The sequence below is a fragment of the Oerskovia jenensis genome, assembly GCF_016907235.1.
Classification (GTDB): Bacteria; Actinomycetota; Actinomycetes; order Actinomycetales; family Cellulomonadaceae; genus Oerskovia; species Oerskovia jenensis.
Map to the genome: position 1 here is coordinate 45,187 of NZ_JAFBBO010000001.1, position 18,028 is coordinate 63,214.

At 71.4% G+C, this 18,028-nt stretch carries 15 protein-coding genes; 7 read left to right on the plus strand and 8 right to left on the minus strand.

All coding sequences use genetic code 11. The annotated features are described in order from the left end of the window. Positions 1–143: 143 nt before the first annotated feature. From qcrB to ctaE, 4 genes are all read right to left on the minus strand, one after another. Positions 144–1,856: a cytochrome bc1 complex cytochrome b subunit gene (gene qcrB / locus JOD49_RS00230; protein WP_307822279.1), complete on the minus strand. Its 1,713-nt coding sequence runs from the start codon at positions 1,854–1,856 to the stop codon at positions 144–146. Continuing rightward, the gene (qcrA, locus tag JOD49_RS00235; protein ID WP_307822280.1) at positions 1,853–2,884 is read right to left on the minus strand and encodes a cytochrome bc1 complex Rieske iron-sulfur subunit; all 1,032 of its coding nucleotides are present in this window, start codon (positions 2,882–2,884) and stop codon (positions 1,853–1,855) included. The genes qcrB and qcrA overlap by 4 nt, the downstream gene beginning before the upstream one ends. Continuing rightward, complete coding sequence (qcrC, locus tag JOD49_RS00240) at positions 2,881–3,660, minus strand: cytochrome bc1 complex diheme cytochrome c subunit (protein ID WP_205305466.1); 780 nt, start codon at positions 3,658–3,660, stop codon at positions 2,881–2,883. Before qcrC ends, qcrA begins: the two co-directional genes overlap by 4 nt. 81 nt (positions 3,661–3,741) lie before the next feature. Then, the gene (gene ctaE, locus JOD49_RS00245; protein ID WP_205305467.1) at positions 3,742–4,392 is read right to left on the minus strand and encodes an aa3-type cytochrome oxidase subunit III; all 651 of its coding nucleotides are present in this window, start codon (positions 4,390–4,392) and stop codon (positions 3,742–3,744) included. Positions 4,393–4,728: 336 nt separating this feature from the next. Here ctaE and JOD49_RS00250 point away from each other — a divergent pair, with 336 nt between their 5' ends. Together JOD49_RS00250 and trpD are read left to right on the plus strand one after the other, a co-directional pair. Continuing rightward, a complete protein-coding gene (locus tag JOD49_RS00250) occupies positions 4,729–5,187 on the plus strand; it encodes a hypothetical protein (protein ID WP_239525111.1) in 459 nt (152 codons plus the stop codon). A gap of 83 nt (positions 5,188–5,270) precedes the next feature. Further along, complete coding sequence (trpD, locus tag JOD49_RS00255; RefSeq protein WP_205308697.1) at positions 5,271–6,329, plus strand: anthranilate phosphoribosyltransferase; 1,059 nt, start codon at positions 5,271–5,273, stop codon at positions 6,327–6,329. Positions 6,330–6,410: 81 nt separating this feature from the next. On the opposite strand, the gene JOD49_RS00260 is transcribed toward trpD, so the two are convergent. Both JOD49_RS00260 and JOD49_RS00265 read right to left on the minus strand, forming a co-directional pair. Continuing rightward, entirely contained in the window at positions 6,411–6,692 is a 282-nt protein-coding gene (locus JOD49_RS00260; RefSeq protein WP_138824253.1) for an Lrp/AsnC family transcriptional regulator, read from the minus strand. Further along, positions 6,686–8,536, minus strand: a complete 1,851-nt coding sequence (locus JOD49_RS00265; protein ID WP_205305468.1) for a DEDD exonuclease domain-containing protein — start codon at positions 8,534–8,536, stop codon at positions 6,686–6,688. Before JOD49_RS00265 ends, JOD49_RS00260 begins: the two co-directional genes overlap by 7 nt. 129 nt (positions 8,537–8,665) lie before the next feature. Between JOD49_RS00265 and JOD49_RS00270 the strand changes: the two genes are divergently transcribed. Then, positions 8,666–10,345: an NYN domain-containing protein gene (locus tag JOD49_RS00270; protein ID WP_205305469.1), complete on the plus strand. Its 1,680-nt coding sequence runs from the start codon at positions 8,666–8,668 to the stop codon at positions 10,343–10,345. 176 nt (positions 10,346–10,521) lie between these two features. Here the strand turns inward: JOD49_RS00270 and JOD49_RS00275 are convergent, their stop codons facing one another. Next, positions 10,522–12,333, minus strand: a complete 1,812-nt coding sequence (locus tag JOD49_RS00275; RefSeq protein ID WP_205305470.1) for an AMP-dependent synthetase/ligase — start codon at positions 12,331–12,333, stop codon at positions 10,522–10,524. Positions 12,334–12,594: 261 nt separating this feature from the next. Between JOD49_RS00275 and JOD49_RS00280 the strand changes: the two genes are divergently transcribed. Further along, a complete protein-coding gene (locus JOD49_RS00280) occupies positions 12,595–13,542 on the plus strand; it encodes an ROK family glucokinase (protein WP_138824257.1) in 948 nt (315 codons plus the stop codon). Positions 13,543–13,779: 237 nt separating this feature from the next. Here the strand turns inward: JOD49_RS00280 and JOD49_RS00285 are convergent, their stop codons facing one another. Further along, positions 13,780–14,352 (minus strand): hypothetical protein, encoded by a 573-nt coding sequence (locus JOD49_RS00285; RefSeq protein ID WP_205305471.1) that lies wholly within the window; start codon positions 14,350–14,352, stop codon positions 13,780–13,782. Between the two features lie 60 nt (positions 14,353–14,412). Between JOD49_RS00285 and JOD49_RS00290 the strand changes: the two genes are divergently transcribed. The 3 genes from JOD49_RS00290 to JOD49_RS00300 all read left to right on the plus strand — a co-directional run bounded on the left by JOD49_RS00290 (position 14,413) and on the right by JOD49_RS00300 (position 17,891). Continuing rightward, a complete protein-coding gene (locus JOD49_RS00290; RefSeq protein WP_239525112.1) occupies positions 14,413–15,204 on the plus strand; it encodes a lysophospholipid acyltransferase family protein in 792 nt (263 codons plus the stop codon). Positions 15,205–15,292: 88 nt separating this feature from the next. After that, positions 15,293–16,531 carry a pyrophosphate--fructose-6-phosphate 1-phosphotransferase gene (locus tag JOD49_RS00295; protein ID WP_205305472.1) on the plus strand — a complete coding sequence of 413 codons (1,239 nt, stop codon included), beginning with the start codon at positions 15,293–15,295 and terminating at the stop codon, positions 16,529–16,531. 7 nt (positions 16,532–16,538) lie between these two features. Continuing rightward, positions 16,539–17,891 carry a class II 3-deoxy-7-phosphoheptulonate synthase gene (locus JOD49_RS00300; RefSeq protein ID WP_205305473.1) on the plus strand — a complete coding sequence of 451 codons (1,353 nt, stop codon included), beginning with the start codon at positions 16,539–16,541 and terminating at the stop codon, positions 17,889–17,891. The last annotated feature ends 137 nt before the right edge of the window (positions 17,892–18,028 follow it).

Below are 18,028 nucleotides of genomic sequence, written 5' to 3' on the forward strand. Positions count from 1 at the left end.
GGATCAGTGCGACAACTGTGGCGAACATGTTCGGTCGGTGCAAAACCGAGCGAACACGACACCCCTGGAACGCCGACGACCCGTGAGATTGTTCCGGCGTGCGCCGGGCAGTCTCACGGGTCGTCGTGCTCGCGGGGAGCGGGTCAGTGCTTGGTGCTGCCGGTGTCGTCAGGGTTGACGATGTGGCTGCCGCCACCCACTGCCGAGCCGGACTCCACGGCGTGCGTGGTGTCCGCGGCGCCGAGGGCGTCGTGCTCGCCGTGCGAGTGGGACGCTGCGACCTCCGAGGGGGTCACGGGCTCGACCCGGTCCTCGTAGAAGAAGCGCGAGAGGCGCTGCATCCGGCGGTCCTTCTTGTAGCCCTTGCGGCGGACACCGCGAGAGTCGGTCGCCGGCTCGATCTCGAGGGGGGCGTGCGCCGTGTAGTTCACACGGAGCCAGCGCTCCTGGTCGTCGAGCGGACGGTGGACCTCGATGTACTCACCGTGCGCGAAGCGCACGATGCGTCCGGTCTCGTGGCCGTGCAGGACGAGCTCGCGGTCCTTGCGCTGGAGCCCGAGGCAGATGCGCTTGGTGATCCAGAAGGCGATCACCGGGCCGACGAAGAGCAGCACGCGGAAGACCCACGTGATCGCGTTGATCGACAGGTGGAAGTGCGTCGCGATGAGGTCGTTCGACCCGGCGAGAGCCAGGATGATGAACGCCGTCAGGAAAGCGACTCCCAGACCGGTGCGGACGGGGACGTTGCGCGGACGGTCGAGCACGTGGTGCTCGCGCTTGTCCTTGGTCACGGCCGCCTCGAGGAACGGGTAGACCGCGAGGAACGTGAACAGCAGACCCGGGATCACGACCGCCGGGATCAGGATGTTGAGCGAGAGCGTGTAGCCCGCGATCACGTACTCCGTCTGCCCCGGCATGAGTCGTAGCGAACCCTCGAGGAAGAGCATGTACCAGTCGGGCTGCGCACCGGCCGAGACGGGGGAGGGGTCGTACGGTCCGTAGTTCCAGACGTTGTTGATGGCCATCGTGGCGCCCATCGCGGCGATGACGCCGAACACCACGAAGAAGAAGCCACCGGCCTTGGCGACGTACACGGGGAACAGCGGGAAGCCGACGACGTTGGCGTTCGTGCGGCCACCACCCGGGTACTGCGTGTGCTTGTGCAGCACGACGAAGAACAGGTGGAGGGCGACGAGGGCCAGGATGAGGCCGGGAACCACGAGGATGTGCAGCGTGAAGAGCCTCGGGATGATGTGCTCGCCCGGGAACTCGCCACCGAAGATGAAGTACGACATGTACGACCCGATGATCGGGATCGACTTGACGACGCCGTCGGTGATGCGCAGACCGTTGCCGGACAGGACGTCGTCGGGGAGCGAGTAGCCCGTGAAGCCCGCGGCGAGGCCCAGGATCATCAGGAGGAACCCGACCATCCAGTTGAGCTCACGCGGCTTGCGGAACGCACCCGTGAAGAAGACGCGCATCATGTGGGTCACGATCGCCGCCATGAACAGCAGCGCCGACCAGTGGTGGATCTGACGCATCAGGAGCCCACCGCGCACCTCGAACGAGGTGTGCAGCGTCGAGGCGAAGGCCTCGGACATGAGCTGGCCGTCCATCGTGGCGGGCTCGCCGTGGTACGTGACCAGGCCCATGCTCGGCACGAAGAACATCGTCAGGAAGAAGCCCGAGATGATGAGGACGACGAACGAGTAGAGCGCGATCTCGCCCAGGAGGAACGACCAGTGGTCAGGGAAGACCTTGCGGGCGAACTCCTTGACGGCCCCGGCGATACCGGTCCGCTGGTCCAGATAGTCTGCGGTCGCTTCAGCGGGTCCCGCGGTGCTGGTGCTCACTTGAGGCGCTCCCAGTAGCTCGGTCCGACGGGCTCCAGGAAGTCGCTCTGAGCGATCAGGTAGCCCTCGTCGTCAACGGTGATCGGCAGCTGCGGGAGCGGCCGCTTGGCGGGGCCGAAGACGACCTTCGCGCCGTCCGCGACGTCGAAGGTCGACTGGTGGCACGGGCACAGCAGGTGGTGGGTCTGCTGCTCGTAGAGCGCGACCGGGCAACCGACGTGGGTGCAGACCTTGGAGTACGCGACGATGCCGTCGTACGACCAGTCCTTGCGGTCCTCCGCCTCCGTGAGGTCGCGCGGGTCGAGGCGGACCATGAGGACGATCGCCTTGGCCTTCTCGGAGATCCACTCGTGCGAGGTGCGCACCTCTTCGGGCACGTCGGGGATGACGTGCACAGCACTGCCGATCGTGACGTCCTCGGCCTTGATCGGGCGGCCCGAGGGGTCGAGCGCGAGGCGCATCTTGGGCTTCCAGAGCGTGTGGCGGAACTTGTTGACGTTCCAGTCTCCACCCACCTCGGCCACGAGGGGAACAGCGATCGCGAGCGGAAAGAGCGCGAGAGCGGTGACGACCGCGCCCTTGAGCACACCACGACGGGCGATGCCCGAGTCCTGTGCGCCCTCGGTGAGGGCCTGCACGGCCTCGGCCCGGACGGCGTCCGAGCTGCGCTGGGCGTGCCGCTCGTCGACGTGCTCGTGGTCCGACATGAGGGTCTTGGCCCAGTGCACGGCAGCGAGGCCGATGCCCAGCAGGGCGAAGGCGAGGCCGAGCCCGATGACGAGGTTGGCCGTCCGGATCCCCGCGACGGAGGTGTCCTCGGGCAGTGCGAAGAACGCGACCAGCATGCCGATGGTGCCGATGATCGAGATCGTGAAGAGGATCACGACCTGCGTCTCGGCACGCTTGGCGGCCCGGGGGTCGCGGTCTGCCATCCGGCTCTTGTGAGCCGGGATACCCGGATCCTGGAAGCGGTCGAGCTCGTGCCCGTCCTGCTTCGTCAGGTCCGTCGAGTTCTGGTTGTCGCTCACGACGACTTCGCTCCGATCCACACAGCGGCGCCGATCAGCAGGCCCATGCCCACGATCCACACCCAGAGGCCCTCGCTGACGGGGCCGAGAGAACCAAGGGACAGCCCACCGGCGGAGCCGTCACGCTGCTCGACGAGGTACGCGATGACGTCGCGCTTCTCGTCGGGCGTGATGTTCATGTCGTTGAACACCGGCATGGACTGCGGTCCGGTCTGCATGGCCTGGTAGATGTTGCGCTCCGAGGTGTCCCACAGCGGGGGCGCGAACTTGCCCTCGGACAGGGCACCGCCCGCACCGACGGCGTTGTGGCACATCGCGCAGTTGGTGCGGAAGACCGCAGCACCGTTCGACGGGTCACCGAGCGAGGCGTCGACCTGCTCGTCCGTGGGGATCGCCGGGCCGGCGCCCAGGGAGGCGACGTAGGCAGCGAGCTGCGCCGTCTGCTCCTCGTCGAACTGACGCGGCTTCTGGATGGCCTGAGGGCCTTCCATCTGCATGGGCATACGACCGGTCGACACCTGGAAGTCGACACTGGCCGCTCCGACGCCGACGAGGGACGGCACGGTGTCCGACCCTTCGGCGTTGGGGCCGTGGCAGGTGGCGCAGTTCGCCTGGAAAAGCTTCTGGCCTGACTCGATGTCCTCGGTGCTGGCGGTGTCAGCGCTGGCTGGACTCGGGGCAAAGGCGGCGTAGACGCCGCCGGTGACCAGCAGCGCCAGCAGCAGCAGCACGACCGGTGCGAAGCGGTGGTGTCTGCGGGCGGCGAGTGCCTTCACGAAATGATCCTCGTCTCGCAAGTGGGGGGTGCAGGGGGCAGATGTGGTTGTCCGGGCATCGGTGCCACGGACGTCACCGCGTCAGCGGAGGATGTAGATCACGAAGAACAGTGCGATCCACACGACGTCGACGAAGTGCCAGTAGTAGGACGTCACGATGCCGGTGGTGGCCTCGTGGTGCCCGAAGTTCTTGGCGGAGAAAGACCGACCGAGAAGGAACAGGAAGGCGATCAGGCCACCCACGACGTGGAGTCCGTGGAAGCCTGTGGCCAGGAAGAAGACCGAGCCGTAGGGGTGCGACGAGATGGTGAGTCCCTCGTGCACGAGCTCGGCGTACTCGAAGACCTGACCGCCGATGAAGAACGCACCCATGAGGTACGTGAGCGTGATCCACTCGTTCATCCCCCACCGGTTGACCTGGAAGATCGATCCGGTGCGGACGGGCTGGAAACGCTCCGCCGCGAGGACACCCAGCTGGCACGTCACGGAGGACAGCACCAGGATCGACGTGTTGATCACGGCGAAGGGGATGTTGAGCTTCTCGGTCTGAGAAGCCCACTCCTCGGCGGGTATCACCGATCGAGCGGTGAAGTACATAGCGAACAGTCCAGCGAAGAACATGAGCTCGCTGGCCAGCCACACGATCGTCCCGACCGAGACAGGGTTCGGTCGGTTGACGCTCACGTGCTGGTGGGCGTGGGGGGCAGCCGTTGCGGTCGACACATCAGCCATTATGGCCGACGTCGGAGCGATTTGGACCACTGGATCGAGAGGTGGCGCGCGGCGAATCTCACAAACTCTCCAGATTCTCCCACCAACCCCTGCACTTCGTGACGGATCACGGTCAAGTGCCATGAAACGGCGGGAATTCGGGGGTCGTGACCAGGGCCTGGAATGCCCGCGTCCGTCGCGGCGCGCGAGGATGTCGCGCGGGCGTCCGACGTGCCAAGATGCCCAGGAGTGCTGTGCCTCCGGCTCGGCGATCACGGTGGTCTCCCACCGGACGACCGGTGCGCACGAGCAGGCTCGACCGGAACCGGACGAGACCCGACCCAGAAGGAGGCGACGATGACGTCGACCACGAGCGACCTGACGACGACCACCACCCCGGAGCAGGACACGCTGTCCGAGGTCGGGCAGGTCCAGGCCGCGCGCGCGCCGCACATCCTGCTCTACAGCGACGACGTGACCGTGCGGGAGCAGGTGCGCCTCGCGGTCGGGCGTCGCGTCCGAGCAGGTGCGCCCGACATCGTCTGGAAGGAGGTCGCGACCTCCGCCGCGGTCGTGGCCGCGGCCGACGCCGGCGGATGGGACCTCCTGGTGCTCGACGGCGAGGCGGACAAGGCGGGCGGCATGGGCCTGTGTCGCCAGCTCAAGAACGAGATCTTCCGCTGCCCCCCGGTTCTGGTCCTCACCGGCAGGCCCCAGGACGGTTGGCTAGCATCGTGGTCGCTCGCCGACGAGGCCGTCCCCCGGCCGTTCGACGCGATCGAGCTGCAGCGAGCGATCGTCTCGCTGATCGAATGACCTCATGAAGGGCAGGTCCCGTGACCACGACCCCGGGCACTCCGGCACATGTTCCGTCCGTCCGCGCACCCCGGGGCGCGTCCCTGGTGCCTGAGCAGACGGCGCCGTCGTGGCCGGGGCTCCTCACCGAGCTCATCGCCGGTCACGAGCTGAGCGCCGACCAGACGGCGTGGGCCATGGGGCTGGTCCTGTCGGGCGAGGTCAGCCCTGTGCGCCTGGCGGCCTTCCTCGTCGCGCTGCGCTCCAAGGGCGAGACCGTGGGCGAGCTCCGCGGGCTGGCCGACGAGATGCTGGCCCACGCGACCCGGTTCACCGTGCAGGGCCCCGCGGTGGACATCGTCGGGACGGGCGGGGACCGAGCCCACACGGTCAACGTCTCGACCATGGCCGCGGTCGTGATCGCGGGGACGGGCGTCCGCGTGGTCAAGCACGGCAACCGTGCCGCGTCGTCGTCGTCGGGCTCGGCCGACGTGCTCGAGGTCCTGGGCATCCGCCTCGACCAGTCCCCGGAGCGGGTCACCCAGCTGATCGACGAGGTCGGCATCACGTTCTGCTTCGCGCAGGTCTTCCACCCCTCGTTCCGGCACTCGGCGGTCGCGCGCAAGGAGCTCGGGGTCCCGACGGCCTTCAACTTCCTCGGGCCCCTGACGAATCCCGCGCAGCCCGCCGCGACGGCTGTCGGGGTCGCGGACGCGCGCATGGCCCCGCTCGTGGCCGGCGTCTTCGCGTCGCGCGGCACCTCGGCCCTCGTGTTCCGCGGAGACGACGGGCTCGACGAGCTCGCGGCGACCGGCACCTCGACGGTGTGGGAGGTGCGTGACGGCTCCGTCACGACCCGCTCGCTCGACGCCGCGGCCGAGCTGGGCCTGCAGCCGATCACGGTCGAGGACCTGCGGGGGGCCGACGCGGCGTTCAACGCCGAGGTCGCCCGTCGGGTGCTGGCCGGCGACGGTGGACCGGTCCGGGAGACCGTGCTGCTCAATGCCGCGGCCGCGCTCGTCGCGGACGCGAGCCTGCCCGGCACCGCCGAGGGAACCCTCGTCGAACGGCTGCGCGCGGGCATGGCGCACGCGGCGACGAGCATCGACTCGGGCGCGGCGCAGGGCGTCCTGGAGCGCTGGGTCGCCGCGTCGGCCCGGTGACGAGCGGCCGGTAGGGCGACCACGGCGACGAGGGCGGGGCGCGGACGGGAAGCCGTCCGCGCCCCGCCCTCGTCGCGCGGGTCAGTCGTCGAGCCCCAGGGCGAACGCCTGCTCGAGGTCGACGTCGGAGTAGGCGCGGAACGCGATGAACGTCTCGGTGCGCAGCACGCCCTCGATCTTGCTGACCCGGTCGGCGATCACGTCGGCGAGGTCGTCGTGCTCCTTGACGCGGACCATGGCCACGAGGTCGGCCTTCCCGGTGACCGAGTAGACCTCGCTGACACCGCGGAGCGAGGCGACCTGCGAGGCCACCTCGGGGATGAGGTTCGGTTCGGTGTCGATCAGCACGATCGCGGTCAGCATGGGTCCTCCGTCGGGTCCGAGGCGCGGGGCTCGTCGTTCGACGAACCGGGGTCCAATCTAGCCTCGACGTGCTGGGCGACGCGCTGCGCCGTGCGGTCGCGGTCCGCGTAGGCGCGGGCGGAGCGGACGGGCCATGCCTGCGGATGGGTCACGTCGACCAGCCGGACGCCGGGCTGCTCCAACCAGCCCAGGACGAGCTCGGCCTCGTGCGGGTGGCACGCGGGCGCGGGGGCGACGGGCGCTGCGACCTCCTCGGCCGTCGCCACGAGTGCCTCGATGGTGGGCCACGGGTCGGCACCCGGCGCCGAGACCCCGGTCGCGGCGAGGCGCGCGTGGCGCACGACGACGATCTCCCACCCGCCGCCGGCGAGGGGCTTGGCGGCGACGAGCTCGGCGCACTCCGCGAGCGGGGCGAGCCGCTGCGCGCGCCCTGCCCCGAGCAGGAACGCCTCGAGGCGCGCGGTGACCTCGGCGGCCTGCTCGTAGCGTTCGTCGGCGGCGAGCACGGCGATCCGCGCGGTCAGGGGCTCGACGACGTCGCGCGGGTCCGCGAGCAGCGTCGCCCGTGCGCGGCCCACCACGGCCGGGTAGTCGTGCGGCTCCTGGGGCGTGGTGCACGGCGCCCCGCAGCGCCCCATCTCCGCGAGCGCGCAGGCGCTCGCCCCGGGGGCGGGGACCAGCGGCAGTCGGGGTGTGCACTGGCGCAGGGGGAGCGCGTCGTGCAGGGCGTCGATCGCCTGCTGGGCCTGGCGCCGCGACGAGTACGGGCCGATGTGCGCGGCGTCGGGTCTGACCTCCTGGACGATCGAGAGCCGCGGGTGGTGCTCGCGCGTCAGACGCACCCAGCTCATGCGCTCGGGGAACTTGGAGCGACGGTTGTAGCGGGGCGAGTGCTCGGCGATGAGTCGCAGCTCGCGGACCTGGGCCTCGAGCACGGTCGCGCACACGACGGGGGTGACGGCGTGCGCGATGCGCACCATCTCGGTCATGCGGCCGCGCTTCTCCGCGGCCGTGAAGTAGCTGCGGACCCGGCGCCGGATCGACGTCGACGTGCCCACGTACAGGACCTCCTCACCCGGCCCGCGGAACAGGTAGACCCCGGGGGCGTCGGGCAGGCCGTCGGCGAGCGTGCGCTTGCGCCGCACGTCCGGCGGGACGGGGTCCGTCGCGGTCGCGAGGTCCTCGAGGTGGGTGACGCCGAACGGGGCGAGCCGTTCGAGCAGGGCGTGCAGGACGTCGACCGTGGCACGTGCGTCGGCCAGCGCCCGGTGCTCGGGGGTCACGGCCGCGTGGAAGAGCGCGGCGAGCGTCGAGAGCTTGTGGTTGGGGGCCTCGTCGCGCGTCACGACCCGTCGGGCGAGGGGGACGGTGTCGAGGACCTGGTTGCCCGGCCAGTCGTAGCCCGCGTCACGCGCGGCCGCCTTGAGGAAGCCGATGTCGAACGGTGCGTTGTGCGCGACCAGGACCGCTCCCCGGGAGAACTCGAGGAACGAGGGCAGCACGGCCTGGATCGGGGGCGCGGTCGCGACCATCGCGGTGCTGATCCCGGTCAGGCGGGCGATGAACGCCGGCACGGGGGTGCCGGGGTTGACGAGGGTCTGGAACTCGCCGAGGACCTCGCCGCCGCGGACCTTGACCGCGCCGATCTCCGTGATGCCCGACGAGGCGGGCGAGCCACCCGTCGTCTCGAGGTCCACGACCACGAACGTGACGTCCCGGAGCGGGGTGCCGAGCTCGTCGAGGCCGAGCTGGACGGGTGTGCTCCCGGGGACGACGTCGGGCGTGAACGAACGGACCGAGAGCTGCGCGGGAGCGGCCGAGGCCGCGGCGGTCGGGGGCGACATGGGCCCGAACGTACCCGGGGGCACCGACAGCCCTCGGGTCCGCCGGCGCCGGGGGAGCCGCGAGACCTCGGTGGGCCGCGCGCGCCGCGCCGTGGGGGCCGTCCCCTGGTCGGCCCGTAGTGTTGACCCATGGTGGGGACGAGTCGGGACAACAAGGACGCTGCGCGCCGCACGGACGACGCGCCACCGGACGCTCCGCCGGTCCCGGACACCCCTGCGGCACCGGTCCCGCCCGAGGTGCGCACCCAGCTCGTCGACCTCGCCGCCCGCGTGCTCGGCACGTGGGACCCCGCGACCGTCCCGGTCGCCCTGCGCAGGGTCCGGACGTTCGCGCCGCGGCGGCGCGCCGCCTCCGGTGCGGTGCCGCTCTGGCATGCGCTCGAGACGAGCCCGTCCTTCCGGTCCGGGGTCGCCGCGGCCTGGAGCGCGGCGCACCCGAGCCTGGCGCGCGACCTCGCGCCCGACGACGCCACGACCACGGCGAGCACGGGCACCGACGCCTCGCCCGAGACGGGTGACATCGCGGCGGCTGGTGACACCGTCGCGGACGCGCCGGGTGAGAGCGACGTCCTGCAGGACGGCGGGCCCGGCGGCATCGGGACCGCCGCGACGGCCACCGGGACGTCGCCCGAGCTCTCGTCGGTGCGTGAGGGGGCGCCGGAGCCCAGCCCCGAGACCGACCGCACGTCCTCGCCCGGGGCGAGCGACGCCGTCGGGCAGGACGCCCGTCCCGCCCCCACGGTCGAGGCGGTCCCCGGCGGGACCGGGCGCGCCGTGGACCTGGCCGTCGGGGCGTACCTGCTGCGCCCGGACGGCTGGGAGAAACACCTCGAACGAGCTGCCCAGGACGTCCAGGAGCGCGAGAGGGAGCAGCGCCGGGCCCAGGAGGCCGAACGGGCCGTCACCGAGCGCGACAAGGCCCTTGCCGAGCTCGACGCGGCCAGGGCGGCCGCAGCAGCCGACAAGGTCGCGCTCGACGAGGCCCGCGCGGAGATCTCGGCCCTGCGCCGGAACGAGCGCAGGCTGCGCTCGGACGCCGACCGGGCCCGCTCCGAGGCGCGCGCCGCCCGCGCCGAGGCCGATGCGCGGACGCAGGCCGCCGAGGCGCTCGTCGCCCAGGCCGCCGTCGAGCGACGCGAGGCCGCCGTCGCTCTCGAACGCGCCCACGCGGCCCGCGACGAGGCACGGACCCTCACGCACACGGGGGCCGAGCTCGCCAACGCGCGGGCACGCCTGCTGCTCGAGACGGTCGTCGACGCGGCGGTCGGGCTGCGCCGCGAGCTCGGGATCCCCCCGACCACCCTCCGTCCGGGCGACACCGTGGCCCCCGTCGAGGTCGACGCCGCCGGGCACGGCACGAGCGGCACGACGCGACCGGGGTCGCGCGGGCGCGCGGGCGACGACCCGGCGCTGCTCGACGACGTGCTCGCCGTGCCCCAGATGCACCTGATCGTCGACGGGTACAACGTCAGCAAGTCGGGCTTCGGCACGCTCACGCTCGCGCAGCAGAGGCGACGGCTCGTCGACGGGCTCGTGCGCATCGCGTCCCGCACGGGCGCCGAGGTCACGTGCTGCTTCGACGGCCAGGAGCTGGGGCACATGCCGCCCGCGAGCACGCGCGGGGTCCGCGTCCTGTTCTCGTCCGGGGAGATCGCCGACCACCTGATCCGGCGCCTGGTCGCCGCCGAGCCCGAGGGCCGACCCGTGGCCGTCGTCACGAGCGACCGCGAGGTGGCCGACGACGTCCAGGCCATGGGCGCCGTCGCGATCGGCTCGCCCGCGCTCGTGGGGCGGCTCGCGCGGCTCTGAGCGTCACCCTCGGGGCTGCGGAGGTCGCCCCCGGCGGGAGCGTCACCCTCCGCGGGTGGGACTCGTCATCCAGGACGTTGATCGTCCACGGGCCGGTGCGCGTGCGCCGACGGCCGGCCCCCGGGTGGGGACCGGCCGTGCGTGCCCGTCGTGCAGGCGCCTCGGGTCGTGTCAGGTCACTGCGCGGGCACGCCCGAGTAGATCGCGTCGACCTCGACCGAGAAGTCCTTGAGCACGACGTTGCGCTTGACCTTGAGGGACGGCGTCAGGTAGCCGTTCTCGACCGTGAAGTCCGTGGCCAGGATGGTGAACTTGCGGATCGACTCGGCGCGCGAGACGGCCTTGTTGGCGCGGTCCACCGCGGTGTCGAGCGCCGCGAGGACGTCGACGTCGAGCGCCGCGGCGTCGACGCTCATGGGCTCCTTGCCGTGCATCGCGAGCCAGCCGGGCAGGCCCTCCGGGTCGAGCGTCACGAGCGCGCCGATGAACGGCTGCCCGTCGCCGACGACCACGCACTGGCTCACGAGCGCGTGCGCACGGATGCGGTCCTCGAGCACGGCCGGGGCGACGTTCTTGCCGCCCGCGGTCACGATGATCTCCTTCTTGCGCCCGGTGATGCGCAGGAACCCGTCCTCGTCGAGCGAGCCCAGGTCACCCGTGCGGAACCAGCCGTCGACGAACGCGTCGGCCGTGGCCTGCGGGTTGTTGTGGTAGCCGCGGAAGACGTGGTGGCCCTTGAGCAGGATCTCGCCGTCCTCGGCGATCCTGGCGCCACAGCCCGGGAGCTGAGGGCCGACCGTCCCGATCTTGGTCGCCGTGGGGCGGTTGACCGACGTCGGTGCGGTGGTCTCCGTCAGGCCGTAGCCCTCGAGGATGCGCACCCCGATGCCGCGGTAGAAGTGGCCCAGGCGCTCGCCGAGGGGCGCGCCGCCCGAGACGGCCCACTTGGTCTGCCCGCCGAGGGCCGCACGCAGCTTCTTGTAGACGAGGGCGTCGGCGACCTTGTGCTGGATCTTCAGGCCGAGGCCCGGACCCTGGGGGGTGTCGAGCGCGCGCGACCAGGCGATCGCGGTCGCGGCGGCCCAGTGGAAGATCTTGACCTTGCCGCCCGCGGCGGCCTTCTGCTCCGAGGAGTTGTAGACCTTCTCGAACACGCGGGGCACCGAGAGGATGTAGGTCGGCTTGAACTCGCCCAGGTCCTCGAGGAGCGTCTTGGTGTCCGGGGTGTGGCCCAGCACCGTGCCCCCGGCGACCACGAGCACACCGATGAAGCGTGCGAACACGTGCGCGAGGGGCATGAAGAGCAGCGTCCGACCGTTGTCCTCGGCGAAGACCTCGGGCAGCGCCTCGACCGCGTTGACGGTGAGCGAGTAGAAGTTCTCGTGCGTGAGCTCGGCGCCCTTGGGGCGGCCCGTCGTGCCCGACGTGTAGATGATCGTCGCGACGTCGGCGAGGTTCGCGAGGCCCCGGCGGCGGGCGATCTCGTCGTCGCTGACGTCCTTGCCCGCCTCCCTGAGCGCGTCGAGACCGCCGTCCTCGATCACGAACACGTCGCGCAGCTCGGGAGCCTGCTCGCGGACCTCGGAGACCGTCGTGGCGTGCGCGGGGGACTCGACGACGAGCAGCTTGACGGCCGCGTCCGAGAGGATCCACTGGACCTGCTCGGCGCTCGAGGTCTCGTAGAGCGGTACGGGCACGGCTCCCGCCGCCCAGGTCGCCCAGTCGAGGAGCGTCCACTCGTAGCGCGTGCGGGACATGATGCCCACGTGGTCGCCGGGCTCGATGCCCATCGCGACGAGGCCCTTGGCCACGGAGACGACGTCGGTGTCGACCTCCCGTGCCGAGAGGGTCTTCCAGGGGGCGCCCGGCCCGCTCTTGACCTCGATCATGGGGAGGTCTGGACCGGCGGCGACGCGGGTCGCGAAGAGGTCGTTGAGGTTGTCGAGGGGATCGACATCGATGATGCGCGGTGCGCTGAACTCGTCCATGCTGGCTCCAGTGGCAGAAGTCGACGGTGTGAGAACAGTACCCACAGGTCGCAAGTGTCGTTGACCGCCTCCGAGTCGGTACTCTTCATGGTGCTGTGCGCTGTTGCGCAAGATTTCAGGCCGTACCTGGGTGAAGACCGGGAGCGACCCGACGTCGGAGCCGACGGACGTACGCAGAACCGATGCCGAGGCGGTGCACAACCGTTACCGGCTGGTGTTCTCATCGGGAGTTCCAGACCGCTACGTGAGTGAGGACCTGACATGCATGCCATCGGAGTCGACATCGGCGGAACGAAGATCGCCGCGGGTGTGGTCGACGAGAACGGCACGATCCTCGCGCAGACGCGTCGCGACACCGAGCCCGACGACGTCGCGAGCATCGACGCGGCGGTCGCGGACGTCTACGCGGAGCTGTCCAAGGAGTTCCAGGTCGAGGCCATGGGCCTGGCCGCGGCCGGCTTCGTCAGCCCCGACCGCACGTCCGTCCTCTTCGCACCCAACATCGCGTGGCGCGAGTACCCGCTGGCCGACAAGGTCCGCACGCTCATCGGCGACGACGACGTCAAGATCGTCGTCGAGAACGACGCCAACGCGGCGGGCTGGGCCGAGTTCGCGTTCGGCGCGGGCCGCGACGCCTCCGACATGCTCATGCTCACGGTCGGCACGGGGCTGGGCGGCGCGATCATCGTCGACCGCAAGCTCGTGCGCGGGCGCTGGGGCGTGGCGGCCGAGGTCGGCCACATGCGCGTCGTGCCCGGCGGTCACTACTGCGGCTGCGGCCACGAGGGCTGCTGGGAGCAGTACGCCTCGGGCAGCGCGCTCGTGCGCGACGGCCAGGCCGCGCTCATCGCCCAGCCCGACCGTGCCGGAGCCCTCCTCGAGCTCGCGGGCGGCGACCCGTCCAAGCTCAACGGTCCCCAGATCACGCAGGCCGCGCAGGCGGGCGACGAGCTCGCGATCGAGCTGCTCGCGACCCTGGGCCGCTGGATCGGCGAGGGAGCCGCGTCGGTCACGGCCCTGCTCGACCCCGAGCTCATCGTGATCGGCGGCGGCGTGGGTGCCGCCGGCGACCTGCTGCTCCAGCCCGTGCGCAAGGCCTTCGCGGACCAGCTCTCGGCCCGCGGCCACCGTCCGGAGGCGCAGATCGACCTCGCCCAGCAGGGCAACGAGGCGGGCATCGTCGGCGCGGCGGACCTCGCCCGCAGCTAGTCACCGACCGGCCCCGGCTCCTCGTGGGGTCGGGGCCGTGCCGCGCGCGCCCGGAGGCGCCCGCGTCGCACGACCGCTCCGGCGGGACGCGGCCCGCCGAGCCTTCGTACCGAGGTGCGTGACGCCGTCGGGCAGGAGGACGGGGCGCCCCGCGCACGGACGGCACCTGACGGCACCGACGGCGCAGCGCGTCGTCAGACGAGGGCACCCGACGGCACCCGACGGCGCAGCGCGCCCTCAGACGACGGCGCCCGGACCCGTGTGGTCGTCCTCGCGGCGGTGCGGCATGCGCCACAGGAGCACGGCCAGCCCCACGAGGAAGAGCCCGCCCGCGACCTGCGCGACGATCGTCGGGAAGGGGCGGAGCACGACCATGCCGACGAGCAGGAGCACGGGGATGCCCGCGACCAGGCCCCAGGCCATGGTCATGAGCGGGTCGCGGCCCATGTCGATCTGGGGGTCCGGGGGAGTGAAGTGGCTCTCGGCGTCCTCGAGGTCCTCGACCTCGGGGGTCGCGGGCCAGTCGCGTGGGCCGGTGGCCTGGACCCAGGGCGCGACGGGGAAGGTCTCGTGCAGGTCGCGCGGGCCGGCAGCGGGGGTGCGGGCGTCCGGGCCGTCCTCGGAGGCTGCGGACTCCGCCGCCGCCGACACGTCGGAGAGGTCCGCGACGATGTCCGCCCAGCGGGCCTCGACGTCGGGGAGGTCGTCGTGGGGCGTGCTCGACCCGTCGGTCGGTCCCGGCTCGGTCGGGTCGATCGCGTCGTCCTTCCCGTCGTTCTCACCCTGCGGTCCTGCATTCGGTGCGGCCATGGGGTTCACTCTAGAGTCGGAAGAGCGCCTCGTGTTCGCGAGGGCCACCAAGGAGGAACGTTGTTCTACTGGTTCATGAAGCAGGTGATGGTCGGCCCCCTGCTGCGGCTGCTCTACCGTCCGTGGACGCGCGGCGTCGAGAACGTCCCCGACGAGGGCGGCGCGATCCTCGCGAGCAACCACCTCGCGGTGATCGACTCCTTCATCCTGCCCCTCGTCCTGAACCGCAAGGTGCAGTTCCTCGGCAAGTCCGACTACTTCACGGGCAAGGGCGTCAAAGGGCGCCTGACGGCCGGGTTCATGCGCGGCGTGGGCACCATCCCGGTGGACCGCGCGGGCGGCAAGGCCAGCGAGGCGGCGCTGACCACGGGCCTGCGCGTCCTCGGTGAGGGCGAGCTGTTCGGGATCTACCCGGAGGGCACCCGCAGCCCCGACGGGCGCCTGTACCGCGGCAAGACCGGTGTCGCGCGGCTCGCCCTCGAGTCCGGAGCTCCCGTGATCCCCGTCGCGATGATCGGCACGAACATCGCCCAGCCCATCGGCAAGGTCATCCCCAAGCCCATGCGCATCGGGATCGTGATCGGCGAGCCGCTCGACTTCAGCCGCTACCAGGGCATGGAGAACGACCGCTTCATCCTGCGGGCGGTCGCGGACGAGATCATGTACGCGATCATGAGCCTGTCGGGCCAGGAGTACGTCGACATCTACGCCGCGACGGCCAAGGCGCGCCTCGCGGCCGGACCAGCCGCTACCACACCTCCGGCTTCCCCTGCTGCGCCTGGCGGCAGGCCGGTCCCGGACGTCCAGGTTCCGGAACCGCCGCAGGAGGAGCCCGCGCCGTCAGTAGACTGAGGGAGCAGGCCGTCCCGCTGCCCCGGGTGATCCCCGGCGTCTCTCGACGCAGGCACGGCGGCATCCTTCAACGAGAGGCTCCTTTGCTATGTCTGATCGTCGGCAGGTCCGTCGCGTCGCACTCCTGACGGCCGGTGGTTTCGCCCCGTGCCTGTCCTCCGCCGTGGGTGGCCTGATCGAGCGTTACACCGAGCTCGCCCCCGAGGTCGAGATCATCGCCTACCAGCACGGCTACCACGGCCTGCTGACCGGCACGAAGATCGTCGTCGACGCGGAGACCCGCAAGAAGGCGGGCGTCCTGCACCGCTTCGGCGGCTCGCCGATCGGCAACTCGCGCGTCAAGCTCACGAACGCGAAGGACTGCGTCAAGCGCGGCCTCGTCCAGGAGGGCCAGGACCCGCTGCAGGTCGCGGCCGAGCAGCTCAAGGCCGACGGCGTCGACGTCCTGCACACCATCGGTGGCGACGACACGAACACCACGGCGGCAGACCTCGCGGCCTACCTCCACGAGAACGACTACGAGCTCACGGTCGTGGGCCTGCCCAAGACGATCGACAACGATGTGATCCCGATCCGTCAGTCCCTCGGTGCCTGGACCGCTGCCGAGGAGGCCGCCGGGTTCGCGCGCAACATCATCGGCGAGCACCGCTCGGGCCCGCGCATGCTCATCGTGCACGAGGTCATGGGCCGCCACTGCGGGTGGCTCACCGCCGCCTCGGCGGCCGAGTACCGCAAGTGGCTCGACACGCAGGAGTGGGTCCCGGGCATCGGTCTGACCAAGGAGCGGTGGGACATCCACGCGGTCTTCGTCCCCGAGCTCGCGCTCGACATCGAGGCCGAGGCCGCGCGTCTGCGCACCGTCATGGACGAGGTCGGCAACGTCAACATCTTCCTGTCGGAGGGTGCGGGCATGAACGAGATCGTCGCGCAGCTCGAGGCGTCGGGCGAGACGGTCGAGCGGGACCCGTTCGGCCACGTCAAGCTCGACACCATCAACCCGGGTGCCTGGTTCGCCAAGCAGTTCGCGGAGAAGCTGGGCGCCGAGAAGACCATGGTCCAGAAGTCGGGCTACTACTCGCGTGCGGCCGCCGCGAACGCCGAGGACCTGCGCCTCATCAAGTCGATGACGGACCTCGCGGTCGACTGCGCGTTCAAGGGCGAGTCCGGCGTGATCGGCCACGACGAGGAGAACGGCGACCGCCTGCGCGCGATCGAGTTCCCCCGCATCGCGGGCGGCAAGGCGTTCGACGTCTCGCAGCCGTGGTTCGGCGACCTGCTGGGCGAGATCGGCCAGCCGCTCGTGCCCGCTGCTCCCACGGCGCACTGATCCGCTGATGGCGACCACGACCGGCGCGGAGATCACCCAGGGACTGGACGCGTTCCGTTCCCTCGTCGCGCAGCAGCAACCCACGTGGCCCGACGCCGCGGCCCTCGCGGACGTGTCCGCGCGGCTCGCGGCCTCCGCGCCGCTCGTGGTCCCCACCGAGGCCGACTCCCTGCGCTCGCGGCTCGCCGCCGCGGGCCGGGGCGAGGCCTTCCTCCTGCAGGGCGGCGACTGTGCCGAGACGTTCGCCGACGCGAACGCGCTGCGCATCCGCAACAAGGTCCGCACCATCCTGCAGATGGCCGTGATCCTCACGCACGGCGCGAGCATGCCCGTCGTCAAGATGGGCCGGCTCGCGGGCCAGTACGCCAAGCCGCGCAGCTCGAACGACGAGACGCGCGACGGCGTGACCCTGCCCGCCTACCGGGGCGACATGGTCAACGGGCACGCGTTCACGCCCGAGGACCGGGTCCCGGACCCCGAGCGGCTCATGCAGGCGTACCGGATCTCCTCGGCCACGCTCAACGTGGTCCGGGCGTTCACGGGAGGCGGGTTCGCGGACCTGCGTCAGGTGCACGAGTGGAACCGCGGCTTCATGCGCAACCCCGCGTACGCGCGCTACGAGAGCACGGCCGCGGAGATCGACCGCGCGATCCGCTTCATGAAGGCGTGCGGCGTCGACTTCGACGCGCTGCGCACAGTGGAGTTCTTCGTGAGCCACGAGGCGCTCATCCTCGACTACGAGCGCTCGCTCACGCGGATCGACTCGCGCTCGGGCGACGCGTACGACACCTCGGGCCACTTCTTGTGGATCGGGGAGCGCACGCGCCAGCTCGACGGCGCGCACGTCGACTTCCTGTCGCGTGTGGCGAACCCGATCGGGGTCAAGCTCGGGCCGACCACGGCCCCCGACGACGCCCTGCGCCTCATCGACAAGCTCAACCCGGACGCGATCCCGGGCCGTCTGACGTTCATCACGCGCATGGGCGCGGGCAGGATCCGCGACGCGCTGCCCGCGCTCGTGGAGGCCGTGCGGGAGTCCGGCGCCCCCGTCACGTGGGTCACGGACCCCATGCACGGCAACACCATCACCTCGGACAGCGGGTACAAGACGCGCCGCCTCGAGGACGTCCTGGACGAGGTGCGCGGCTTCTTCGAGGTCCACCGCGCGCTCGGCACGGTGCCCGGCGGGTTGCACGTCGAGCTCACGGGCGACGACGTGACCGAGGTCCTGGGCGGCAGCGAGGAGATCGACGACGCGGGCCTGGCCCTGCGCTACGAGACCCTCGTGGACCCGCGCCTGAACCACCAGCAGTCGCTCGAGATGGCCTTCCAGGTCGCGGAGATGCTCCAGGCCCGCTGAGCCGTCGCCCGCGTGCGGGCCCGGCCCGACCCCACGCAGCCCGACGGCGGCGCACCCGCAGGTGCGCCGCCGTCGGGCTGTCTCGTGCCGGGGGAGAGGGCGTGCGCAAGGTCGACGGGCCCGGAGCGGGCCGCGAG

Bases quoted from the DNA above. Each gene is read 5' to 3' on its own strand.
- ctaE (WP_205305467.1), bottom strand. From the start codon at position 4,392: ATGGCTGATGTGTCGACCGCAACGGCTGCCCCCCACGCCCACCAGCAC.
- JOD49_RS00250 (WP_239525111.1), top strand. From the start codon at position 4,729: ATGACGTCGACCACGAGCGACCTGACGACGACCACCACCCCGGAGCAG.
- JOD49_RS00260 (WP_138824253.1), bottom strand. From the start codon at position 6,692: ATGCTGACCGCGATCGTGCTGATCGACACCGAACCGAACCTCATCCCC.
- JOD49_RS00265 (WP_205305468.1), bottom strand. From the start codon at position 8,536: ATGTCGCCCCCGACCGCCGCGGCCTCGGCCGCTCCCGCGCAGCTCTCG.
- JOD49_RS00270 (WP_205305469.1), top strand. From the start codon at position 8,666: ATGGTGGGGACGAGTCGGGACAACAAGGACGCTGCGCGCCGCACGGAC.
- JOD49_RS00275 (WP_205305470.1), bottom strand. From the start codon at position 12,333: ATGGACGAGTTCAGCGCACCGCGCATCATCGATGTCGATCCCCTCGAC.
- JOD49_RS00280 (WP_138824257.1), top strand. From the start codon at position 12,595: ATGCATGCCATCGGAGTCGACATCGGCGGAACGAAGATCGCCGCGGGT.
- JOD49_RS00285 (WP_205305471.1), bottom strand. From the start codon at position 14,352: ATGGCCGCACCGAATGCAGGACCGCAGGGTGAGAACGACGGGAAGGAC.
- JOD49_RS00295 (WP_205305472.1), top strand. From the start codon at position 15,293: ATGTCTGATCGTCGGCAGGTCCGTCGCGTCGCACTCCTGACGGCCGGT.
- JOD49_RS00300 (WP_205305473.1), top strand. From the start codon at position 16,539: ATGGCGACCACGACCGGCGCGGAGATCACCCAGGGACTGGACGCGTTC.